The 21,542-nt window shown below is 64.7% G+C and carries 22 protein-coding genes and 3 tRNA genes; 18 read left to right on the top strand and 7 right to left on the bottom strand.

The window, feature by feature from the left end; all coding sequences use genetic code 11:
* Positions 1 to 21 precede the first annotated feature (21 nt).
* From AC5RT4_RS13130 to AC5RT4_RS13115, 4 genes are read left to right on the top strand one after another with little or no spacing between them, the layout of a single operon-like run.
* Positions 22 to 2,694: a PEP/pyruvate-binding domain-containing protein gene (locus tag AC5RT4_RS13130; RefSeq protein WP_494106073.1), complete on the top strand. Its 2,673-nt coding sequence runs from the start codon at positions 22 to 24 to the stop codon at positions 2,692 to 2,694.
* A gap of 58 nt (positions 2,695 to 2,752) precedes the next feature.
* Positions 2,753 to 4,036 (top strand): LolA family protein, encoded by a 1,284-nt coding sequence (locus AC5RT4_RS13125; RefSeq protein ID WP_494040584.1) that lies wholly within the window; start codon positions 2,753 to 2,755, stop codon positions 4,034 to 4,036.
* Positions 4,033 to 5,079: an ABC transporter ATP-binding protein gene (locus AC5RT4_RS13120; protein WP_494040585.1), complete on the top strand. Its 1,047-nt coding sequence runs from the start codon at positions 4,033 to 4,035 to the stop codon at positions 5,077 to 5,079. Before AC5RT4_RS13125 ends, AC5RT4_RS13120 begins: the two co-directional genes overlap by 4 nt.
* Positions 5,066 to 5,950, top strand: coding sequence for an ABC transporter permease (locus AC5RT4_RS13115; protein WP_494106013.1), 885 nt, complete (start codon positions 5,066 to 5,068; stop codon positions 5,948 to 5,950). The genes AC5RT4_RS13120 and AC5RT4_RS13115 overlap by 14 nt, the downstream gene beginning before the upstream one ends.
* A 6-nt stretch (positions 5,951 to 5,956) precedes the next feature.
* Here AC5RT4_RS13115 and AC5RT4_RS13110 read toward each other — a convergent pair whose 3' ends face one another.
* From AC5RT4_RS13110 to AC5RT4_RS13100, 3 genes are read right to left on the bottom strand one after another with little or no spacing between them, the layout of a single operon-like run.
* A complete protein-coding gene (locus AC5RT4_RS13110) occupies positions 5,957 to 6,877 on the bottom strand; it encodes a cation diffusion facilitator family transporter (RefSeq protein WP_494106012.1) in 921 nt (306 codons plus the stop codon).
* Positions 6,878 to 6,887: 10 nt separating this feature from the next.
* Positions 6,888 to 7,334, bottom strand: a complete 447-nt coding sequence (locus AC5RT4_RS13105; protein WP_494040588.1) for a metallopeptidase family protein — start codon at positions 7,332 to 7,334, stop codon at positions 6,888 to 6,890.
* A 9-nt stretch (positions 7,335 to 7,343) separates the two neighbouring features.
* Positions 7,344 to 8,321: a DMT family transporter gene (locus AC5RT4_RS13100; RefSeq protein ID WP_494040589.1), complete on the bottom strand. Its 978-nt coding sequence runs from the start codon at positions 8,319 to 8,321 to the stop codon at positions 7,344 to 7,346.
* A 125-nt stretch (positions 8,322 to 8,446) separates the two neighbouring features.
* On the opposite strand from AC5RT4_RS13100, the gene AC5RT4_RS13095 reads away from it, so the two are divergent.
* A complete protein-coding gene (locus tag AC5RT4_RS13095) occupies positions 8,447 to 9,130 on the top strand; it encodes a DsbA family protein (protein WP_494040590.1) in 684 nt (227 codons plus the stop codon).
* Here the strand turns inward: AC5RT4_RS13095 and AC5RT4_RS13090 are convergent.
* Positions 9,127 to 10,176 carry a PHP domain-containing protein gene (locus tag AC5RT4_RS13090; protein WP_494040591.1) on the bottom strand — a complete coding sequence of 350 codons (1,050 nt, stop codon included), beginning with the start codon at positions 10,174 to 10,176 and terminating at the stop codon, positions 9,127 to 9,129. The genes AC5RT4_RS13095 and AC5RT4_RS13090 overlap by 4 nt on opposite strands.
* A 165-nt stretch (positions 10,177 to 10,341) precedes the next feature.
* Between AC5RT4_RS13090 and AC5RT4_RS13085 the strand changes: the two genes are divergently transcribed.
* The 8 genes from AC5RT4_RS13085 to AC5RT4_RS13050 all read left to right on the top strand — a co-directional run bounded on the left by AC5RT4_RS13085 (position 10,342) and on the right by AC5RT4_RS13050 (position 13,111).
* Positions 10,342 to 10,414 (top strand) — tRNA-Glu (locus AC5RT4_RS13085).
* 90 nt (positions 10,415 to 10,504) lie between these two features.
* Positions 10,505 to 10,578: transfer RNA gene (locus AC5RT4_RS13080), tRNA-Asp, on the top strand.
* A 48-nt stretch (positions 10,579 to 10,626) separates the two neighbouring features.
* Positions 10,627 to 10,702: transfer RNA gene (locus AC5RT4_RS13075), tRNA-Phe, on the top strand.
* A gap of 178 nt (positions 10,703 to 10,880) precedes the next feature.
* Complete coding sequence (locus AC5RT4_RS13070) at positions 10,881 to 11,336, top strand: Asp23/Gls24 family envelope stress response protein (protein WP_494040592.1); 456 nt, start codon at positions 10,881 to 10,883, stop codon at positions 11,334 to 11,336.
* Entirely contained in the window at positions 11,333 to 11,524 is a 192-nt protein-coding gene (locus tag AC5RT4_RS13065) for a hypothetical protein (protein WP_494040593.1), read from the top strand. The genes AC5RT4_RS13070 and AC5RT4_RS13065 overlap by 4 nt, the downstream gene beginning before the upstream one ends.
* Entirely contained in the window at positions 11,521 to 11,901 is a 381-nt protein-coding gene (locus tag AC5RT4_RS13060) for a hypothetical protein (RefSeq protein ID WP_494040594.1), read from the top strand. Before AC5RT4_RS13065 ends, AC5RT4_RS13060 begins: the two co-directional genes overlap by 4 nt.
* Complete coding sequence (locus tag AC5RT4_RS13055) at positions 11,898 to 12,503, top strand: hypothetical protein (RefSeq protein WP_494040595.1); 606 nt, start codon at positions 11,898 to 11,900, stop codon at positions 12,501 to 12,503. The genes AC5RT4_RS13060 and AC5RT4_RS13055 overlap by 4 nt, the downstream gene beginning before the upstream one ends.
* Entirely contained in the window at positions 12,500 to 13,111 is a 612-nt protein-coding gene (locus AC5RT4_RS13050; protein ID WP_494040596.1) for a hypothetical protein, read from the top strand. The genes AC5RT4_RS13055 and AC5RT4_RS13050 overlap by 4 nt, the downstream gene beginning before the upstream one ends.
* Positions 13,112 to 13,123: 12 nt before the next feature.
* Here the strand turns inward: AC5RT4_RS13050 and AC5RT4_RS13045 are convergent, their stop codons facing one another.
* Positions 13,124 to 14,932, bottom strand: a complete 1,809-nt coding sequence (locus tag AC5RT4_RS13045) for a glycoside hydrolase family 13 protein (protein WP_494040597.1) — start codon at positions 14,930 to 14,932, stop codon at positions 13,124 to 13,126.
* A gap of 139 nt (positions 14,933 to 15,071) precedes the next feature.
* On the opposite strand from AC5RT4_RS13045, the gene AC5RT4_RS13040 reads away from it, so the two are divergent.
* The 5 genes from AC5RT4_RS13040 to AC5RT4_RS13020 all read left to right on the top strand — a co-directional run bounded on the left by AC5RT4_RS13040 (position 15,072) and on the right by AC5RT4_RS13020 (position 19,759).
* Positions 15,072 to 16,370, top strand: a complete 1,299-nt coding sequence (locus tag AC5RT4_RS13040) for an ABC transporter substrate-binding protein (RefSeq protein ID WP_494040598.1) — start codon at positions 15,072 to 15,074, stop codon at positions 16,368 to 16,370.
* A 6-nt stretch (positions 16,371 to 16,376) separates the two neighbouring features.
* The gene (locus AC5RT4_RS13035; protein WP_494040599.1) at positions 16,377 to 17,414 is read left to right on the top strand and encodes a carbohydrate ABC transporter permease; all 1,038 of its coding nucleotides are present in this window, start codon (positions 16,377 to 16,379) and stop codon (positions 17,412 to 17,414) included.
* Positions 17,411 to 18,307: a carbohydrate ABC transporter permease gene (locus AC5RT4_RS13030; RefSeq protein ID WP_494040600.1), complete on the top strand. Its 897-nt coding sequence runs from the start codon at positions 17,411 to 17,413 to the stop codon at positions 18,305 to 18,307. Before AC5RT4_RS13035 ends, AC5RT4_RS13030 begins: the two co-directional genes overlap by 4 nt.
* Complete coding sequence (locus tag AC5RT4_RS13025; RefSeq protein ID WP_494106011.1) at positions 18,304 to 18,552, top strand: hypothetical protein; 249 nt, start codon at positions 18,304 to 18,306, stop codon at positions 18,550 to 18,552. The genes AC5RT4_RS13030 and AC5RT4_RS13025 overlap by 4 nt, the downstream gene beginning before the upstream one ends.
* Before the next feature lie 154 nt (positions 18,553 to 18,706).
* On the top strand, positions 18,707 to 19,759 hold the full coding sequence (locus AC5RT4_RS13020; protein WP_494040602.1) for a LacI family DNA-binding transcriptional regulator: 1,053 nt from the start codon (positions 18,707 to 18,709) through the stop codon (positions 19,757 to 19,759).
* Between the two features lie 29 nt (positions 19,760 to 19,788).
* Here AC5RT4_RS13020 and AC5RT4_RS13015 read toward each other — a convergent pair whose 3' ends face one another.
* Positions 19,789 to 20,673 carry a DUF8083 family protein gene (locus AC5RT4_RS13015; protein ID WP_494106010.1) on the bottom strand — a complete coding sequence of 295 codons (885 nt, stop codon included), beginning with the start codon at positions 20,671 to 20,673 and terminating at the stop codon, positions 19,789 to 19,791.
* Positions 20,674 to 20,707: 34 nt separating this feature from the next.
* On the bottom strand, positions 20,708 to 21,514 hold the full coding sequence (locus AC5RT4_RS13010) for an exodeoxyribonuclease III (protein ID WP_494040604.1): 807 nt from the start codon (positions 21,512 to 21,514) through the stop codon (positions 20,708 to 20,710).
* Between the last annotated feature and the right edge of the window lie 28 nt (positions 21,515 to 21,542).

Below are 21,542 nucleotides of genomic sequence, written 5' to 3'. Positions count from 1 at the left end.
CTCAGCCATGTTGGCGGCAGCATGCTGCCGCTGGTGGGAGGCAAGGCTGCCAACCTCGGTGAACTGATATCAGCAGGATTACCCGTGCCGGATGGTTTCTGCCTGACCACGGAGGCGTACCGGGAGGCGGTGAAGCCCGTCCAGGACGGGGTGCTTGCAGAGCTTGGCAGAATCCAGGCTGAACTGCCGCCCGGCCTGCCCAGCCGGGCCGATGAGCTGGCCGCAGCGGCGGGGATGGCGAGGGACGCTATCCGCGCCATACCGGTTCCGCCCAGGATTGCTGCCGCAGTGGAACAAGCCTATGCAGCGCTGGGTGAATCTACCCCGGTGGCGGTGAGGTCCTCGGCTACGGCCGAGGACCTGCCGTTTGCGAGCTTCGCCGGCCAGCAGGATACCTACCTGAATGTGGTGGGCATCGACGCCGTCCTTGAGGCTGTGCGCAACTGCTGGGCCTCCCTCTGGACGGACCGGGCAGTGGCTTACCGTGCCGCACTTGGCATCACACCGCACGAAGTAGCCCTCGCCGTCGTCATTCAGCGCATGGTCGATGCGGCATCGGCAGGGGTAATGTTCACGGCCAACCCCGTCACCGGCAGGCGCCGCGAAGCCGTCATCGATGCCGCGCCGGGACTTGGCGAAGCAGTGGTTTCCGGGGCCGTCAATCCGGACCATTTTGTGGTGGACGCCGAAACAGGCCGGGTTGTGGAGCGGAAGCTGGGCGATAAGCGCTTGATGGTGCGCCCCCTTTCAGGTGGGGGAACGGAGACACAGGACCTTCGGGGCCGGGCGGAGGATCCCAGCCTTACCGATGAACAGGCCGTTGAACTTGCGGTCCTCGGTGCCCAGGCGGAGCGGCACTTCGGATCCCCGCAGGACACCGAATGGGCCATTGACTCCGGCGGAACGCCCTGGTTGACCCAGTCCCGGCCCATCACCACCCTGTTCCCGGTCCCGGAGAGCCGCTACCCCGGCGCGGGAAGCAGGGTCTACCTTTGCTTCAGCCTGGCCCAGGGACTCACCCGGCCGCTCACGCCCATGGGGCTGGCATCGATGCGGCTTCTTGCCTCCTCTGTGGCCAAGGCCGCCGGTTTCGCCGTTCCCGAGCCCCGGCGGGGCCCTTCACCGTATGCCGAGGCTGCCCAGCGCTTGTACTTCGACCTCACCACCCCGGCCAGGAGCAACGTGGGCCGCCGGATTTTTCCACGGATCTTCGACGTGATGGAAGCCAGGTCCGCAGTGGTGTTGCGGCGGATTTTCAGCGACCCCCGTTTCTCGGTGACCCGCCGGACTCCGATCGGAGTGGTGCGGCATGTCCTGCCGGCAGCGGTGCGGGCCCGCGCCCCGGAATCGGTGCTCCGGGCACTGTTCAGGCCCAAGGCGGCCCTGCTCAGGCTGGACCGCTTCACCCGGGAATTCGCCGACGACTTGGAGCTGGGCCCGGGAGCAGGGCCAATTGAACGGTTGAACCACGCCGAGCGGCTCCTGGGAGACCGGCTCTTTGCCATTGTCCCGGCCATCTTGCCCCTGCCTGCCTTGGGATTCGCGATGCTGTGGCTGGCGGGAAAGCTGTTGGGAGGCAAGGACCGCTGGGAGGACCTGCAGAAAGTGCTCCGGGGCCTGCCGCAGAACGTGACCACCGAGATGGACCTTGACCTGTGGCGGCTTGCATCAGCGGTGCGGGATGACCGTGAATCACGCACGGCGCTGGAGGAGCGGCAGCCGTCCGAACTGGCAGCAGAGTTCGAAGCCGGGCGCCTGCCCCCTGTCCTGCACGCAGGCCTGGTCCGGTTCCTTGACCGCTACGGTCACCGGGCGGTGGCCGAAATCGACGTGGGCATGCCCCGGTGGTCCGACGACCCGACGCACATCCTGGGTGTCCTGGCCAACTATCTCCGCCTCACTGACCCCGCCATGGCTCCGGACGTGCAGTTCAGCCGGGCAAATGCGGAGGCAGAAGCACAAGTGGAACGGCTCGTAGCCAAGGCGCGCAGCCGCGGCAGGCTGCGTGGGTTGCTCGTTGGTGCCGCTTTGCGCCGCACCAGGACTTTCGCCGGGCTGCGGGAGCTGCCCAAGTACCAGCTGGTCCTGGGCCTCGCTGAAGTGCGGACTCAACTGGCGTGTGTGGGAGCGGCGTTGGCAGCTGACGGCCAGCTGGAGGGCGCCGACGACATCTTCTTCCTCGACTTTGAAGAGGCCAGGCAGGCTCTTGCCGGCCGGGGCCCCAACGGAGGCGCCGAGCAGGGCACGCTGCGCGAACTCGTCCTGGAACGGCGCGCCGCTTACGCCGCCGAACTCGGCAGGCGCCACGTTCCCAGGGTCCTGCTCTCGGACGGCACCGAGCCCGAGGTGCTCTACGCCGCGGGTGCCGGCCTCGCTGACGGAGCACTCTCCGGCAGCCCGGCATCGGCGGGTTCGGCCACCGCTCCTGCCCGCGTAATCCTGGACCCTGTGGGCGCCCACCTTGAACCAGGGGAAATCCTGGTGGCACCGTCCACCGATCCCGGCTGGACGCCCTTGTTCCTGACCGCCGGCGGCCTGGTGATGGAGATGGGCGGGCCCAACTCGCACGGTGCCGTAGTGGCGCGGGAGTACGGCATACCCGCCGTGGTAGGGGTGCCGGATGCCACTTCCCGGCTGACCACCGGGCAAAAGATAACGGTCGACGGCGGCGCTGGAACCGTAGTGCCCGCGTAACCGGGTGGAAGTCTCCGGGGCAGGTGTAGGGAGCATTCCCGAGGCGTACCCTTGGACTATGGGCTCCAGTGACGGAGACGGCCCGACTGCGGACCGCCGGAGGATGAACCGCCTGACCACGGGCAGGCTTGCCGGAACAGGCGGCAATCGGACTTGGTTGAGGTGGGTTCCTGCAGCGGCTGTGCCTGCCGTGATCGCCGCCGGGGTACTGGTGGGATCCATGCCGGCGCGGGCAGGCGACCCGCTGCCCGCAAAAACCCCTGCCGAGGTGATCGCCTTGCTGGCCGGCCACAGGACACACACGTTTTCGGGAACCATTGAGCAGTCCTCCGAGCTGGGGCTGCCGGAACTGCCGGCAACGGGTCCGACGTCCGGCCCTGCCTCGCCCGGAGGCGCAGCCTCAGCCATGGAGTTCCTCACCGGTGAGCATACGGCGAGGGTCTTCATGGACGGAAAAACCAAGGCGCGGATCCAGGTGGTGGACCGGCTCGCCGAACGTGACGTGATCCGCCGCGGCAACGACGTCTGGCTTTACTCCTCAAAGGACAACTCCGCCGCGCACCTGACCCTGCCCGGCTACGCCGCCGATTTGCCGCTTACCCAGCCGCCGCTGGCGGACCCAGGGAACACCGGGACGCCGCCTCTGAATACCCCGCAGGCTGTGGTGCCCGTCCCGCCCACGCCCCAGGACCTCTCCGAAAAGTTCCTGGCCGCGGTGGACAGTTCAACTGCCGTGTCAGTGGGCCCGGATGTGACAGCGGCCGGGCGCCCTGCCTACAACCTCCTGCTCGAGCCGCGTACCGGGGACACGCTGGTGGGCAAGGTGGCAATCGCCGTCGACGCAGCCAACGGCATGCCGCTCTCTGTGGAGGTGACGGCCCGCGGTGCAGCCCAACCCGCCTTCAGCGCCGGATTCACCAGCCTGTCCCTCGATGCTCCGGACGACGCGCTTTTCAACTTCGTCCCGCCGCCCGGCAGCACCGTTGAGGAACTGCAGGTTCGCCATTCCCACCACTGGCCGCTCAGCTCCGGGTTCCCCGGCAACCCCGGCATCCACGTCACGCCGGATAATGCTGCCCGGAGCATCAAGGACGAAGTCCGGCCCTACCTGACCGGGGCCGGGTGGGAAACGGTAGTGGAAATCCCGGCTGAGGCAGGGACGACTTCCACCATGGATGCCCTCCTTTCCAGGAATCCGCTGTTGTCCCAAGCCGTCGTCGCAGTTCCCGGCGGGCGGCTGTTCTCCACCACGCTGTTCACCGTCCTGTTCACTGACGACGGCCGGATCTTCGCGGGCATGGTCCCGCCGGAGAGGCTGCAAGCCGCATCCACGGCTCCGTGACCGGGCCCGCAGGAGGCCCCGGCTCCCGGACCTACGGCCTGACCATTGAGACCCAGGGGCTGACGAAGCGCTTCGGGCAGCAGTTGGCCGTGGATGGCCTCGACCTCGCAGTGCCTCCCGGCGCGGTCTTCGGCTTCCTCGGACCCAACGGCTCCGGAAAGACCACCACCATCAGGATGCTGCTGGGCCTCGCCGCCGCCTCCGCGGGGTCCGTTCGACTGCTGGGCAGGGACATGCCCGGCGAATTCCAGGACGTCCTCCCGCACGTGGGGGCACTGGTGGAGGGCCCGGCCTTCTACCCCTTTCTCTCCGGGACCGCGAACCTCCACCGCCTCGACGCCGCCACCCGGCATGCCCCACCCGCCTCACGGGGATCCCGGGTGAACCAGGCGCTGGAACGGGTGGGATTAAGCCACGCCGCAGGCAAGCGCGTGCACGCCTATTCGCTGGGCATGAAGCAACGGCTCGGTATTGCCAACGCGCTGTTGTCTCCCCGCGAACTGCTGGTGCTGGATGAACCCACCAACGGGCTGGACCCCCAGGGCACCCGGGAAGTCCGGAACCTCGTCCGGTCCCTCGCAGCAGACGGGACTACCGTCTTTGTCTCGAGCCACCTGCTGGCCGAGGTGGAGCAGATGTGCACCCATGCGGCCATCATGAGCGCGGGCCGGCTCGTGGCCCAGGGCCCGCTCTCCGAGCTGCGCCGGTCCGGAACCGCCTCCATCCGTCTGGTGACGCCGGACGCCGGGACCGCGATGTCGGTCCTGGCGCGCCTTGGGCTGTTGCCGGAACCTGCAGCTGCGCAACCGGACGGCGAGGTGGTAACGGCCGCTCTGGCCCGGCCGGGGGTACTTGGAAGTCCAGGCGTTGGGGCAGGAAGGCCAGTGCCGGGCACCCCTGCCTCCCCGTACACCGCCCCGGAAGAGATCGTGGCACGCCTGGTGAATGCCGGAGTCAGGGTCCGCGGTTTCGCAGTGGAACGGGAAAGCCTTGAGGACCGCTTTGTTGCCCTGACGGGTGAGGGTTTCGATGTTGCCCAGTAACGCCCGGCAGGTAACCGCAAAGGCAGCAGGAGCAGAACCCGCAGCGGCGCCCCGCGGGTCCGGTGCCTCCCTTTTGTGGTCGGAACTCCGGCTGCTGTTTGCGCGGCGCCGTACCTGGGCACTGCTGCTGGCGCTGGCGGCGATACCGGTGCTGATCGCCGTGGCCGTCAGGATCTCATCCGGAGTTCCCGCGGGCCGGGGCCCTGCCTTCCTGGACCGCATCACCCAGAACGGACTTTTCGTTGCGTTTACCGCCATGCTGGTGTCGGTTCCACTGTTTCTGCCCCTGGCCGTGGGCGTGGTGGCAGGGGACACCATCGCGGGCGAGGCAAACCTGGGCACATTGAGGTACCTGCTGGTTGCTCCTACAGGCAGGGTGCGGCTGCTTCTGGTGAAGTACGCGGGGGCGCTGGCGTTCTGCCTTGCTGCGCCCATCACTGTGGCGCTGGCCGGTGCCGGCATTGGGGCGGCGCTTTTCCCCGTGGGCCCGGTGACGTTGTTGTCAGGGGACGTGATCGAGCCGGCGGAGGCCGGGGTACGCCTCCTCCTGATTGCTGCCTACCTGGCCGTTTCCCTGGCCGGGCTCTCCGCCATAGGACTCTTTGTGTCCACGCTCACTGTGGTCCCGGTGGGTGCCATGGCGGCCACAGTGGTGGTCTCAGTAGTGTCCCAGGTCCTTGACCAGCTGCCTCAGCTCGAGTGGCTGCACCCGTGGCTGTTCAGCCATTACTGGCTGGGCTTTGGAGACCTGCTCCGCCAGCCGGTGCTGTGGGACTCGTTCGCCAGCAACGCCTTGCTGCAGGCGGGGTACATTGCCCTGTTCGGTGCCCTCGCCTACGGGCGGTTCATCACCAAGGACGTGCTGAGCTGACCAAGCCTAGGCGTGCTGGTGCGCCTCGTGTTCGGAATGCGTGGCCGGCTCCAACTGGAACGTGCAGTGGTCGGTATCGAAGTGCGAACCCAGGCAGGTCACCAGTTTGTCCAGCAACTGGTCCGCTCCGCGGGCGGTCAGCACGCCGTCCTCCACCACGACGTGTGCTGAGAAAACCGGCACGCCTGAAGTGATGGTCCAGATGTGGATGTCGTGCACATCAGATACGCCCTCCACAGACATGATGTGTTCACGAATCATCTGGACTTCAACCCCCTTGGGGCTGGCTTCGAGCAGCACGTCAACCACATCGCGCAGCAGCGTCCATGCCCGGGGCAGGATCAGCAGGGCAATCACCACTGAGGCGATGGTGTCGGCAGCGTGGAAGCCGGTGACCATGATTGTCACCGCGGCGGCTATCACGGCGACCGAACCCAGAAGGTCGCCCAGGACTTCGAGATAAGCACCGCGGACGTTGAGGCTTTCCTGGTGTGCTCCGCGCAAAATCAGGAGCGACACGAGGTTGGCCGCAGCACCCAGGATGGCGGCAAACAGCATGATGTCCGTCTGCACCTCAGGGGCGGAACCGATCCGCCGGATTGCTTCACTGAAGATGACCACGGAGATCACGATCAGGATCAAGGCATTGGCCAATGCCGCGAGGACTTCGGCCCGCTGGTACCCGTAGGTCCTCTGGTCACTCGCCGGTTGGCCTGCAATCCAGGCGGCAAGCAACGCGATGGTTACCCCGGCGGCATCGGAAAGCATATGGCCGGCATCGGCAAGCAGCGAGAGCGAACCGGAAAGTACTGAACCCACCACCTGCACCAGGACCACAACGAGGGTGATGACAAGAACCGCCACAAGCCGCTTGCGGTGCCGGCCCGTTGCGGTAATACCGTGCGTGTGGCTGTGATCGTGTCCCATGCCTACAAGGCTAGCCCCAGCCGAGCTCGTGCAGCCGGTGGTCATCGATCCCGAAGTGGTGGGCGATTTCATGGACCACCGTGACAGCCACCTCATGGATAACGTCATCACGTGAGGAGCAGATTTCAAGGATGGGTTCGCGGAAGATGGTGATGCGGTCCGGCAGGGAACCGGCATCCCACCACGAGTCCCGCTCTGTCAGCGGCACGCCCTCATAGAGCCCCAGCAGTACGGTGTCCGGGTCCTCGCCCGGCCGGGGCACGTAGTCGTCCTCGATGAACACCGCTACGTTATCCATCGCGCCCGCCAGCTGGTCCGGGATACTGGCCAGGGCGTCCTGGACTGCGGCCTCGAACTCGTCCGGCGGCATGGTGAAGCCGGGTGGCCCGATCGCACGAAGGGGCTCGCTGGGGCCCTCGGGAACAACAGGCAAACCCGGCGGCAAACTGGCTGGCATACTCCAACTCTAGTGACGAACCTTTGGCCTGGCTTCCCGTCCCGGCCTGGTGCGTCGCCGGGTCAGACCCACACCGACCAGGCAGACCAACCCGCCCACCAGGCCCAGTGCAGTGGGAATTTCGCCCAGGAGCAGCCACGAGATAAGGATGGTGGTGCCGGGCACCAGGTAGGTGGTGGCTGCAAGCTTGCCCGCCTCAATCAGTGAAAGCGCGTACGCCCACGTGGTGAAGGCAATGGCCGTGGGGAAGATGCCGAGATAAACCAGGCCCCATGTTGCCCCAGCCGGCGCCGCCTGCACTTCGGTGGCCAGCTGTCCTGCAAAAGGCAGGCAGCACACTGCCCCCACCAGGATCCCGAACCAGGTGGCTTGTGCAGCGGGAAACTTGCGCAGCACCGGCTTTTGGATGATGACGCTGACTGCGGCGAGCACAGCGGCAAGCAGGCACAGCAGCACCCCCGCCACATCCGTCGTCGGACTTTCCCCCGGTACGGAGGGCTGGCCTGAACCCACGGCAATCAGCGCCACCCCCGCGAAGGCAACCAGGCTCCCGATGATCAGCCAGCGCGGGAATCCCTCCTTGAGGAAAACGCCGGCCATGATGGCCACGAGGATGGGATTGACGTTGATGAGCAGGGCGCTGGTGCCGGCATCCAGCACGTGCTCCGCCGCGTTCAGCGCCACGTTGTACCCGCCGAACCACATCACCCCGTAGGCAAGGATAGGCCACCACTCCCGGCCCCGGGGCAGGAGCCGGCTCTTCAGCAGTTGGGGGAGGACCAGCAGGGCCAGCACGACGGCGGCAACCGCCAGCCTGCCGAGCGTCAGGGAGCCGGGGGAGAAGTGTGGGCCGATGGCCCGGATGCCCACAAATGCCGAAGCCCAGAGGACCACGGTAACGGCCATGGCCGCAATGCCAAGTGCTTTGATCCGGGATGCGGGACCGGTTGGGGGCGCGGGTGCGCTGACGGGGGTGCTTGATGCCATGGTGCCAATCTAGCCGGGCGTCCAGCTCCCGGTCTGGCGGAAATCGGCCACGTCTAACCAAGTTCCTGCCAAAGATTCGATAAAGAGCCCAAAAGGGTATCGGTTTGGCGGCTAGGATGCGGGTTATGGTCTCAAACCTCGCGCCTCCCCGGGATACAGCACGCCTGATCCGGAAAATCATCTGGCTGGTCCTCGCCGCAGTGGTAGTGGCCGGGGCGGCCTGGTACGCCGTGCTGACCTTGGGGAAGTCCCAACAGTCCGCGCCTGCGGCCCCCGGTGCCGAACAGCTTGTCCGTGCGGACAGCCACCGCTTGACCAGCCCGGCGGTCGAGAAGGCACAACTTGTGGAATTCCTGGACTTCGAATGCCCGTCCTGCGGCTCCATCCATCCCATCGTCGAGGAATTCAAAGCCGAGTTCGGAGACAGGATCACATTCGTTCACCGGCACTTCCCGTTGTCAGCCCACCCGAACTCGGGACAGGCGGCGCTGGCAGCGGAGGCGGCCGGGCGGCAGGGCCAGTACCAGCACATGGCCAACAAGTTGTTCGAAACCCAGTCCGAGTGGGCGGGAAACCAGCAGTCCCAGGCCCCGCGGTTCCGGAATTACGCCGAGCAGTTGGGGCTGGACCTTGCGCAGTATGATGCCGTCGTCGCTGATCCCAGGACGGAAGAGCGCATCCTGGCCGACGTAGCGGACGGTAATGCGCTGGGCGTGACCGGCACCCCCACCTTCTTCCTCAACGGGGAGAAGCTCACCCTGACCACCAAGGCCGAGTTCCGGCAGAAACTCGCGGACGCCGCGGGCTAACGCTGGTTCGCCCCGGACCACTCCAGCAGCCGCTCGACGGGCCAGGTGGTGACAATACGGTCGGCCGGAACACCGTTCCGGTCCGCACGCTCCGCGCCGTACTGAAGGAAGTCCAGCTGCCCTGGTGCGTGCGCGTCACTGTCGATTGAGAAAAGGCAGCCTGCGTCCAAAGCGAGCTGGATCAGTGCATCCGGCGGGTCCTGGCGCTCCGGCCGCGAATTGATCTCCACCGCCACGTTGTGTTCCGCGCATGCGGCGAACACCTCCTTGGCGTCGAATTCCGACGGCGGACGCGTCCCCCTTGACCCCTCCACCAGGCGTCCCGTGCAGTGCCCCAGCACGTTGGTCTGCGGATCCGCTATGCCCTTGAGCATGCGTCGTGTCATGGTGTTCCGGTCCGCCCGCAGCTTGGAATGGACGCTTGCCACCACGATGTCCAGGCGGTCCAGCAGTTCCGGATCCTGGTCCAGTTCGCCGGACTCCAGAATGTCCACTTCGATGCCGGTCAGCAGCCGCACCCGGTTGTCCTGCTTCCCGTCAGAGCCGGCGTGGGTGCCGTTGTTGATGTCCGCCACTACGTCCAGTTGCTGCATCAGCCGTTCCGCCGAGAGCCCGTTGGCGATGGTGAGGTTGGGGGAGTGGTCCGTCAGCGCGAGGTAATCCCTGCCCAGCACCCCGGCTGCTGCCACCATCAGCTCAATGGGGGACCCGCCGTCGGACCATTCGCTGTGGCTGTGCAGGTCACCCCGAAGCGCCTCCCGGATGACGGTGCCACCGGAAGCCAAAGGCTGGGCGCCCTTCTCGCGAAGGTCGGCGAGGTACTCCGGGACCTGGCCCTCGACTGCATCCCGGATGACCTGGTAAGTCCGGTCGCCAATGCCTTTCATGGATTTCAGGCGGCCGTTTTTCACCCTGGTTGCCACTTCTTCCGGCGGCAGCGGAGCGATCACCCCGGCAGCTTTGCGGAAGGCCTGGACCTTGAAGGTGGCAGCGCGTCCGCGCTCCAGCCAAAAGGCGATCTCGTTGAGTGCTGCAACGGCGTCCATCAGTCCATCTTCACCTGTTCGTGCCGCTCTGGGCGCGTGTTTTCGCGGATTTTGGAATATTCCCCAGTAGGCCCTATAGTTTTAGAGTCCAGTTCGGAGAAACGCAAAGAGCAAAGACGGAAAGCATCGCTTGACGCCTTTTATTTTTGTTCCGAACGGGTTCTGGCCCCCATCGTCTAGCGGCCTAGGACACCGCCCTTTCACGGCGGCGGCACGGGTTCGAATCCCGTTGGGGGTACGCAAGGAACTGGTCAAACAGACTTAAAATGTCTGGTAGGCTGGAAGCCTTGAAAAAAGCGGTAGAGATACTGCGAAGCAAGAAACGCAAGGCCCTGTAGCGCAGTTGGTTAGCGCGCCGCCCTGTCACGGCGGAGGTCGCGGGTTCAAGTCCCGTCAGGGTCGCTCTGATTGTTGGAAGCAATTCCGGCTCTCATGGTGACTAGTCACCTAGGCTCTGTAGCTCAGTTGGTAGAGCGTTCGACTGAAAATCGAAAGGTCACCGGATCGACGCCGGTCGGAGCCACCACTGGGAAGCATCAGTTCTTCGGAACTGGTGCTTTTCTTCTTTAACGCCTTACTCCTGGAATGGATGCCAGGTTCCGCCGCTCTCCACGCCAGGACACTTCTCTGCAGCCGGTCGGCCCTGTCTGCCCTTAAGTCACCGCCAGGGATAGGGTTGGGATCAACAGAAGGGGGAGTGCCTGATGGAATACCAGAACCCGCAACCCGGCCAGGGCATCCAGAGCCGTCCCGTCCCGGTTCCTGTGCCGGCGCCTGGTCTTGGCCGTACGGTTATTTCTGAAACGGCAGTAGCCAAAGTGGCAGGACTTGCCGCCCGGGCCGTACCGGGGGTGTACTCCCTGGGCTCCGGACCCCGTGCGCTTGGCGCCATCCGCGACGCCGTTGGCAGTTCGGATCATGCCGCCGGCGTACGCGCTGAGGTGGGCGAAACGCAGGTTGCAGTGGATATCAGCCTCGTCGCCAGCTACGGCACACCGCTGCACTCACTGGCCAACGAGGTACGCGCGGCAGTTTACCGGGCGGTGGAGGAACTCGTGGGTCTGCAGGTGATCGAGGTCAACGTGGAAGTCACCGACGTCTACGTTATGCCACCGGTTAAGCCCACCACCGGTTCCACGGAAAGGGAGGGGCTGCTGTGAACCTCACCGTCGCCGGTACCGCGATGGGCGCCTTCGTCGCCTTTATGTCCCTGCAGTTCGGCCTGTGGGGGTTTCTGATATCGCTGCTCTTTATGGCCATCGGGGCAGTCCTGGGCCGGGCCGCTGAAGGGAAACTGGACCTTCGCGGCGTCCTGGACGCCATCATCGGCCGGCGCTCGTCCTCATGAGCTCCACCGCTCCGGCTGTCCGGGGCCAGGAGCTGACCGGCCATAACCGCATCAGCACGCAGGCCCTGACCAGCCTTGCCAAGGCCGCAGCCGCCCACTACCTGGGCGTGGACGCCGAGGATGTCCGGGCTGACTGGACGGACGACGACGGCATGCTGGCGCTGTCCCTTGTCACGCCCATCAGCATCCCGCCACTGAACGCCGTGGTTCTGGACCCCTCCCGGGTGAAAGGCGGTGGAGGCTCCATCTGGGAGCGCACGGTAACGGCAAAAGCCCGCATCCTCGCCACAGTCGCGGATTTGAGCGGTGCACAGTTGAGCCGGGTGGACATCAGGATCAGCGGAGTGAGGATCAGCGAAGGAGGACGCGTCCGATGAGCCGGCGCGTGGAAAACCAGGGTCCTGATATGGGCCGCATACTGCATCGGGAAACGCACTCCTCACGCGCGGTAGTGGCCACTGCCGCCGCGGTCCTGGTCATCGCGCTTGCTGCCTACGGGCTCCTCGAAGCTGCCGTTCAAGCCTTCGGGCAGCCGGCCTGGCTCATCGAGCCGCAGGTGGCGGCCGAGCGCATGGTGGCCCTCCCCGCAGATATTTCACCGCTGCTGCTGGGCGCCCTTGGCGCGGTCCTGGCCATGTTTGGCCTGGTCTTTTTCCTCAACGGGGTCCTGCCCGGGCGCCGTGCCCGGCACCTTGCAGGTGGCGGTGAAAACGCCGGACGTGCCGTAGTGGTGGACGATGAAGTCATCGCTTCCGCGCTGGCACGCCGCGCCCGGCTTGCCGCAAATGTCGCACCCGAACAGGTCATGGTGGTGGTTTCGCAGCGGCAGGTGGTGGTGAATGTCCGGCCCACCTCGGGAGTTCCCGTGGACCACGACGCCGTGCTTGCTGCGGTCCAAAGCGAACTCCACGCCATGGCTCTGCACCCTTCACCCGAGGCACAGGTCAACGTGGCGCCGTCAGGAGTGATCGGCGCATGAACAGTACCCCTACCCTTCTTAACCGGATCCTCGTTGCGGTCCTCGGTTTGATGCTTCTTGCTGTTGGCGTCCTGCTGATGCTGCTGGCGGCTGTTCCGGCCGTTGCTTCCTGGTGGCACTCCTGGTCTGCCGGTGTCTGGAACCAGGTCAATCAGGTCTTCGCTGCCACGAGGTTTCCCGGGCGCACTGAAAGCTGGCTGTGGATCCTGGTGGCGCTGGCCCTGCTTCTGCTGATTGGACTGATGGTGGCCTGGGTTGCGCAGCAGGGCAAGGGCCGGGCCAACCTGCTTGCCTATGAATACGATCCCGGGGCGGTTCCGGGCGATGTCCGGATCAGTGGAGGAGTGGCGGAGCAGGCGCTTAAACATGCCCTCGCAGATCGTCCCGACCTGGCCGGTGCGACTGTGACCACCTATGACGTCAAAGGCAGCCCGGCCCTGAAAGTGCGCCTCCTGCCGCGCCAGGGCGTGGCCCCTCACCTGCTGGCAGGCGAGGTATACGCCCTGGTCGCGGCACTGGAGACGGTGGTTGGAAGAAAAATTCCGGTGCTGATCCACGTTGCAGCCGGCGCCCGGACGCGCTTCAGCAGGGCTGAGCGCGTGCGTTGACCGCTGGTACTTTCAGTCCCTGACCAAATAAACGGTGCAGTCTACGGGTACTTCGCGCCTATCCGCCCACTCGGCTGCAAGTTCAGGACCGCTGGAGAGAACAACCGAATAACCATCAGGAACGGGGGCGGAAGCAAACCCAAGGTTGCCTAACACCAGGACGTCGCTGTTATGGAAGGCCAGCACCCCGCTGTCCGGCGCGTGGACCTCAGCCCAACCAAAGGAGCCTGCACCCAGCCGATGTGCGGACCTGAAGGCAAGGGCAGCCCGGTAAAGCTCCAGGGTAGAGCCTTCCACTCCTTCCTGTTGGTCCGCTGCCAATGGGCCGAAACTCTCCGGCTGCGGGAGCCAGGGCTGGGATGCCCCGCCGTCCAGGGCCACGGAAAAGCCGTGGCCGGGCCGTTCCGCAGCCCAGGGCAGGGGGACCCGGCAGCCGTCACGGCCAATCTCTGCGCCACGCGTCCGGAAAAACGTCGGGTCCTGCCGCGCATCGGCCGGGAGGGTGGTGTGCTCGGGAAGTCCCAGCTCCTCTCCCTGGTACAGGTAAGCCGAACCCGGAAGAGCCAGCGAAATCAAGGTCGCAGCCCTCGCGCGGGCAAGCCCCAGGGGAGCATTGGGCTGCTCATCGTCCGCTCCCAGTCCCTTGGGGAACATCGTGGGGTCCTTTAGGCCGAACCGGGTGGTGTGCCGGACGGTGTCGTGGTTGCTCAGGACCCACGTGCAGGGAGCGCCGACGGAAGCGGCAGCTGCCAGGGAGGCTTCAATGGACTCGGCCATGCGCTCCGCATCCCAGCCTGCAAGCAGGAAATCAAAATTGAAGGCCTGCTGCATTTCGTCCGGGCGGGTGTAGCGGGCCAGCCGTTCCGCTGGCTCCACCCAGGCTTCGGCCACCATCATGCGGTCGCCTTCGTACTCGGCCAGCACCTGGTGCCAGTCCCGGTAAACGTCGTGCACGCCGTCCTGGTCAAAGAACGGTGAGGGAGGATAAAGCGGGGATACCGCCCTGTGTGGCTCCTCGGCGTCCGTATGGGCTCCGGGAGCATCACCAGGGCGGTGCGCTGCTTCCCGGGGCACTTCCACGGTGCCTTCAACCATGGCGGCGGCGCCTTCCCAGTCGGGCAGGCCGGGCTCCTTGACCAGGCCGTGGGCCACGTCAACGCGGAAGCCGTCCACACCCCGGTCCAGCCAGAAACGAAGCACAGAGCGCATCTCCTCGTGCACCTCGGCGTTTTCCCAGTTGAGGTCCGGCTGCTTGCTGTCAAAAAGGTGCAGGTACCACTCGCCCGGAGATCCGTCAGCCTCAGTGATCCGGCTCCAGGCCGGCCCGCCGAAGATCGATTTCCAGTTGTTCGGGGGGAGCTTGCCGTCACCGGAACCGGGAATGTCGTCCTTTCCAGACCGGAACATGTAGCGGCTCCTCTCCGGAGAACCCGGCGCGGAAGCGAGCGCTTCCTGGAACCACACATGTTCGTCGGAAGTATGGTTGGGTACCAGGTCAACAATGACCTTGAGCCCGCGCTGGTGAGCTTCCTGCAACATGGCGTCGAAGTCACCCAAGGAGCCGAAAAGGGGATCCACCTGGCGGTAATCTGCCACGTCATACCCTGCGTCCGCCTGGGGGGATTTGTAGAACGGGGACAGCCAGATGGCGTCTACTCCGAGTTGCTGCAGGTAGGGAAGACGGTTCGTGACACCAGGAAGATCTCCCATCCCGTCTCCGTTGCCGTCTGCGAAGGACCGGGGATAGATCTGGTAGACGACGGCGTCCGCCCACCATTCCGGCCGGGTTGGATGGTCAGTAGGAACGTCCGGATTGGACATTTGGTTCCTCTCAGATAACTTTTTGATGTAAACGCTTGCATAACCCGCAGCAACATTACTAGTGTGAGCGTCACCACATCAACCTCACCAGCAAGCGCACTGTAGACCTACTTGTCACTCAGCGAGGAGCTTCAAGCTAATGAAAACCCCTAGATTCCTACTTCCGGCCGCCACTGCCGGTGTTCTGGCCCTCACTCTGACCGCATGCGGCGGGGGAGGCGGTGGGACCACGGGCGGCGGTGGAGGTGGTGGCGGCGGTGACGCCGAAGCCAACCTCGACAGCCGGGGTCCCATCACCTATGTACAGGGCAAGGACAACAGCAACGTAGTCCGCCCGCTGATTGAAAAGTGGAACGCCGCTCATCCCGATGAGAAGGTCACCTTCAAGGAACAGACTGACCAGGCTGACCAGCAGCACGATGACCTCGTCCAGAACTTCCAGGCCAAAAACGCCGATTACGACGTAGCGAGCGTTGACGTCGTCTGGACCGCCGAGTTCGCCGCCAAGGGCTGGCTCCAGCCGCTCAAGGACAAGATGGCCGTCGACACCACGGGCATGCTTGAACCCACCGTCGAGGCCGGCTCCTACAAGGACACCCTGTACGCGGCTCCGGTCTCCTCCGATGGCGGCATCCTCTACTACCGCAAGGACCTGGTCCCCGAGGCACCCAAGACCTGGGACGAGATGATGGAGATGTGCTCCATTGCAAAGGAGAACAACATTGGCTGCTACTCCGGCCAGTTCAAGCAGTATGAAGGACTGACCGTCAATGCTTCCGAGGCCATCAACTCCGCCGGTGGTTCCGTCCTTAACGACGAGGGTAAGCCGAACCTGAACACCGCGGAGGCCGAGGAAGGCCTGAACAACCTGGTCGAAGCTTTCAAGAACGGCAACATTCCTGCTGAGGCAATCACGTACCAGGAAGAGGAAAGCCGCCGCGCGTTCCAGGAAGGCAAACTGCTGTTCCTCCGCAACTGGCCTTACGTCTACAACCTGGCCACCACCGAAGGTTCCTCCCAGGTCAAGGACGTGCTGGGCATGGCGGCCCTGCCGGGCAAGGACGGCCCTGGTGCTTCCTCCCTTGGTGGCCACAGCGCAGCCATCAGCGTCTATTCCGACCACAAGGCGACTGCCCTGGACTTCGTAAAGTTCCTCATCGAAGAGGAGCAGCAGAAGTTCTTCGCAACGCAGGGTTCCCTGGCACCGGTATTCGGCGCTCTCTATGAGGACCAGGAACTGGTTGCCAAGCTGCCGTACCTGCCCGTCCTGAAGACCTCGATCGAGAACGCTGTTCCCCGTCCGGTAACCCCGTTCTACCCGGCTGTCACCCAGGCCATCCAGGAGAACGCCTACGCTGCGCTGAAGGGCGATAAGCCGGCCAAGGACGCGCTGTCCGACATGCAGAAGTCCATCGAGACCGCCGGCGCAGGATCGTAAGAAGCCATGGCTACTGAACTGGGCCCGACGCCGGTCAAAGGGCCGGCGTCGGGCACTACCCCGGTCCACCACGGACCCAAGGGCGTAGGCGAAGACAACAAGATCCTGAGCCAGGGCAAGTGGGCATCATGGCTTCTTGCCCCGACCATCATCGCGCTGGGCATTGTGATCGTTTACCCGATCATCAGCGCGATCATCATGTCCTTCCAGAAGGACGCCGGACTCGATCCTGTCACCGGGCTCTTCACCGAGGGCGGCCCGGCAGGTATCCAGAACTATGTGAACTGGCTGGGGCAGCAGTGTGCAGCCCAGGGCGGCGGCACGGTCGCCTGCCCGCCGGGCACCCTCGGAGGCCAGTTCTGGACGGCTACGGGCACTACTTTCCTCTTCACAGTCATCACTGTTGCCTTCGAAACCGTCCTCGGTTTCTGGATGGCCATGATCATGGCCCGCACGTTCAAGGGCCGCGGCCTGGTCCGCGCAGCGGTACTCGTTCCGTGGGCCATCCCCACGGCAGTAACCGCCCAGCTCTGGCTGTTCATGTTCGATTTCAACGGCATCATCAACAAGCTGTTTAACGTGTCCATCCTCTGGACGGGCAGCGAATGGCCGGCTAAATGGGCTGTGATCATTGCCGACACCTGGAAGACGACGCCCTTTATGGCGCTGCTCATCCTCGCCGGCCTGCAGATGATCCCTGCCGAGGTTTACGAAGCCGCAAAGGTGGACGGCGCTACCGCATGGCAGCGCTTCCGGATGATCACCCTGCCTTTGGTCAAGCCGGCCCTTATGGTCGCCATCCTGTTCCGTACCCTGGATGCCCTGCGTATGTTCGACCTGCCGTACATCCTGACCGGTGGTGCCAACAACACCACTACGCTGTCCATCCTGGTGATTAACCAGATCAGGCAAGGCTTCAACTCAGCTGCCGCCCTGTCCACCATTACGTTCTTCATCATCTTCCTGGTGGCGTTCATTTTCGTCCGCTTCCTGGGCGCGAACGTTGTGGAGCAAAGCGGAGCCACCGGCAAGGGGAAGAAATGACAACCACCACTGCTTCGACGTCCCTGCGGGCGCAGCAGGACAAGGGACGCAAGTCTGCGCAGAACCGGGAAAAGTGGGCAAGCGTCCGGACCTACATCAGCGCTGCCGTCATCCTGATCTGGTGCCTCGCACCTGCTTACTGGATGGTGGTAACGGCTTTCCGCGACGTGGGCTTCACCTACGACACCACACCCTGGCCCACCCACGTAACCATGGACAACTTCGTCACCGCCTTCGATACCTCGTTCGGCAACAGGTTCGGCCAGGCCCTGCTGAACAGTATTTTCATCGGCGTCACGGTCACAGTGATTTCGCTCGTGATCGGCGTGTTCGCGGCGTACGCCCTGGCACGTCTGAACTTCCGGTTCAAGTACCTGGTGCTGGGCTTCATCCTGGGGGCATCCATGTTCCCGGGCGTTGCCCTTATCACCCCGCTGTTCCAGCTCTTCACCAACATTGGCTGGATGGGCACGTACCAGGCGCTGATCATTCCGAACATCTCGTTCGTGTTGCCCCTCACCGTGTACACGCTGACCTCCTTCTTCCGGGAAATGCCCTGGGAGCTGGAGGAATCTGCACGGGTTGATGGCTGCACGCAGGGACAGGCGTTCCGGAAGGTCATCATGCCCCTGGCGGCACCGGCGATCTTCACCACGGCCATCCTGGCATTCATCTCCTCGTGGAATGAATTCCTGATCGCCAGCCAGCTGTCCAACGAGGCAACGAAACCGGTGACGGTGGCCATCGCCAGCTTCGCGGGCGCCCAGCCAAACCAGATCCCGTACACGGCCATCATGGCCGCGGGCACCATCGTCACCATTCCTTTGGTGATCCTGGTACTCGTCTTCCAGCGCAAGATCGTTGCCGGCCTGACGGCTGGTGCGGTCAAGTGACGGGCCACGCTTCCCGCCCCCGGTCCGCCGGGGCGGGAAGCAACCGCCGCCGCATGAGGTCCGGTGAGGATTTTGACATCATCATCGGGTTCCTAGGATTCTGGACGCTGGTACTGCTCGTCGTCACCGTCTGGATGGAGCTGACGGCGCAGCCGGCACTCGGTTGGGCACTGGGGCTTCTGGCCACGCTGCTCGCACTCTATGGAATGGTGCGCCTGCGCCGGCGCCTTCCGGACCGGAGGTAGCGCACCCCGGCTGCCCGGCGTCATCGGGTAGCCGGCGCGACGGGTACAACGGCGCCAGGTAGCACTGCGGTGCGGACCGGTGCTCAAAATATTATTGCCCGGGGTATCGCACCAAGCAGGGCGGATGCCTGCAGGGATCAAATGAGGGGACACCGTGGCACGCACAAGTGAAAGGTCTCAACGGGGCGGCCACAGCGGGGTCAGCATCGAAGACGTCGCCGCCGCCGCCGGGGTATCCACCGCCACGGTGTCGCGGGCAGTCCGCGGGCTGCCCCGGGTGTCACCGGCAACCCGGCAGAAAATCCTCGAGGTTGCCGGGAATCTGGGGTATGTGGCGTCCAGTTCAGCCTCGGGACTGGCAACAGGCAGAACCAAAACCATCGGGGTTCTTGCCCCATTCGTCAGCCGTTGGTTCTTCTCCAAAGCCATCGAGGGAGCTGACCGGGAACTCCACGCCCGCAACTACAATCTGTCGCTGTTCAACCTGGGCGGCCATGGCAGCAACCGTGAGCGGCTCTTCAGCAAGACCATGGTCTACAAGCAGATTGATGCCCTGCTGGTCCTGTGCATGGCGTTGTCCCACGACGAGCTGGACCATCTGCAGAAGATTGACATCCCGCTGGTGGTGGTGGGCGGCCATGTCGAGGAGTGCGCCTATATCGGCATCGACGATTATGCTGCGGCCTCCACTGCCGTCCGGCACCTGATCGACCTGGGCCACCGGGACATCGCGCTGCTGCACGGTGACGACGAGACAGACCTGAACTTTGATGTTCCCCGGGTCCGAATTCTTGCCTTTAAGGACGTCATGACCGCGGCCGGCCTCCCCACCCGCGCCGAATGGGACGAGTGGGGGGACTTTACTGTCCGCAGCGGGCAGGAAGCCTTCCGCCGCCTTTGGGCAAAGCCAGGAGACAAGCCAACAGCTATTTTTTGCGCATCGGACGAGATGGCCATGGGGGTGATCTTCGAAGCCGCCCGGGTCGGCGTGCTCGTGCCGGAGGAACTTTCGGTGGTGGGCATCGACAACCATGATTTTGCTGACGCCATAGGCTTGACCACTGTGGGACAACGGCCCGACGAGCAGGCGGAACTTGCCACCAAGATGCTCCTCGATGAACTGGACGGCGAGGCAGGGGCGGTACGGTCCGCCGTCGCGCCGCATGAGCTGATTGTCAGAAGGACGACGGCGCCGCCCCAGTCTTAGCGCCAGCTTCGGGAGGCGCGGGGCCAGCTTCAGGAGGCGCGGGCCAGCTGCCGGATGGGAATCCAGCGCGATGCCAGGCGGCGGTACGCCGCGGCAGCGCCGGTCATGTCACCCTCCGCCAGGCATTCGATTCCCAGCCTGATGTCCATGGGCGAATCGTCCGGATACACTTTGTCCGCGACAGCCCCGTAGTCCAGCTCCACCATGGAGTTCACGTGGAATAGCTCCAGCCACTCCGTGAGCTGTGCGAGATCGTCCAGCATGTCAAGATCCGGTGCCGCCAATGCCAGGTTGGCCACGGCGTACCGCGCCCGCTCCAGGGCTTCTGTGATGGGTGCCCACACCCGGACAGTGACGATCCTGTCGGCTGCCTCCACCACGTCTTTATGGTCCGTATCCATGAACAGGGAAAACCAGCTGAAGGGGATACCCCAGGTGGACGCCCGGGTGTGCACACGGACGGACCCGTCGCGGGCCTTGACCTGGTCGATCCGCTCCTGGTGCTTGTCCCGCTGCTCCTCCGGGATCAGCAGCTCAGCCAGCGGACCATGAATGCCCTCCATCAGCGCGTTGGCCGCCAAGCCGGCCCGCAACACCAGTTGGCTGGGACAGTACAGCAGCTCAGGCTCGGCGTCAGCGCCGTCGTCGGACGTTCCCTTGCCGGGAGCGGGCGCCGTGGTGACGCGCACCAGGTCGGTCCGCCCGGTAGGGAAGGGGTCGCCGCCGGAACGGGTGATCCGTCCCAGTGAGGCCAGCAGTTCAGCGTTCTCGACGGCGGCACGGGAGGCGGCCTGCGCCCCGGCAGCGGCAATGGCTTTCCGCTGCTCTTCGGGGAAGGCGTCGAGGGGTTCATAGACGCGCAGGGTTGAGGAGAATGGCAGGCCTGCCTGGCCCCGGTAGAGGTTTCCCGTCACTACGGCCTCCTAGGTTGGGTCCAGGATGATGTCATCAGTCTGCCAGTTCCACCAGCACGGGCGCATGGTCCGACGCGCCCTTGCCCTTGCGCTCCTCGCGGTCAATTGAAGCGCCTGTCACGCGGGCAGCAAGGGCGGGGGAGCCCAGCACGAAGTCGATCCGCATGCCTTCCTTCTTCGGAAAACGCAGCTGGGTGTAGTCCCAGTAGGTGTAAACGCCCGGGCCCGGCGTGTAGGGACGAACGACATCGGTAAAGCCGGCAGATTCAAATGCGTGGAACGCGGCGCGCTCCGGAGGGCTGACGTGGGTGTACCTGTTATTGACGAAGAGGTCGATGTCCCAGACATCCTCGTCGAACGGTGCGATGTTCCAGTCGCCCATCAGCGCCACCTGGGCCTCGGGGTTCTGCGTGACAAGTTCCTGGGCATGCGTCTTGAGGCTTTCCAGCCACTTGAGCTTGTACGGCATGTGCTCATCGTCCAGTGACCGGCCGTTGGGGACATAAAGGCTCCAGATCCGGATGCCGGCGCAGGTGGCCGCCATGGCCCGGGCTTCCTGCACGGGGTCCTTGCCCGCCTTCCCAAAAGAGGGCTGGTCCAGGAAGGTCCGCTCAACGTCTTCCAGCCCCACCCGGGACGCGATGGCAACGCCGTTCCACTGGTTCACTCCGAAGTGGGCGACCTCGTAGCCCATCCGCTCAAAGAGTTCCCAAGGGAAGTTATCGTCCTTGCACTTGGTTTCCTGGATAGCCAGGACGTCGCAGTCACTGCGCTGCAGCCAGGCTTCCACACGGTCGGCGCGGGCACGGAGCGAATTCACATTCCAGGTAGCAATCTTCACAGCTCCTAACTTACCGTGGCTGCACGGA

The sequence above is a fragment of the Arthrobacter sp. sptzw42 genome, from assembly GCF_059089685.1.
This window is presented reverse-complemented; position numbering and strand designations above follow the sequence as displayed.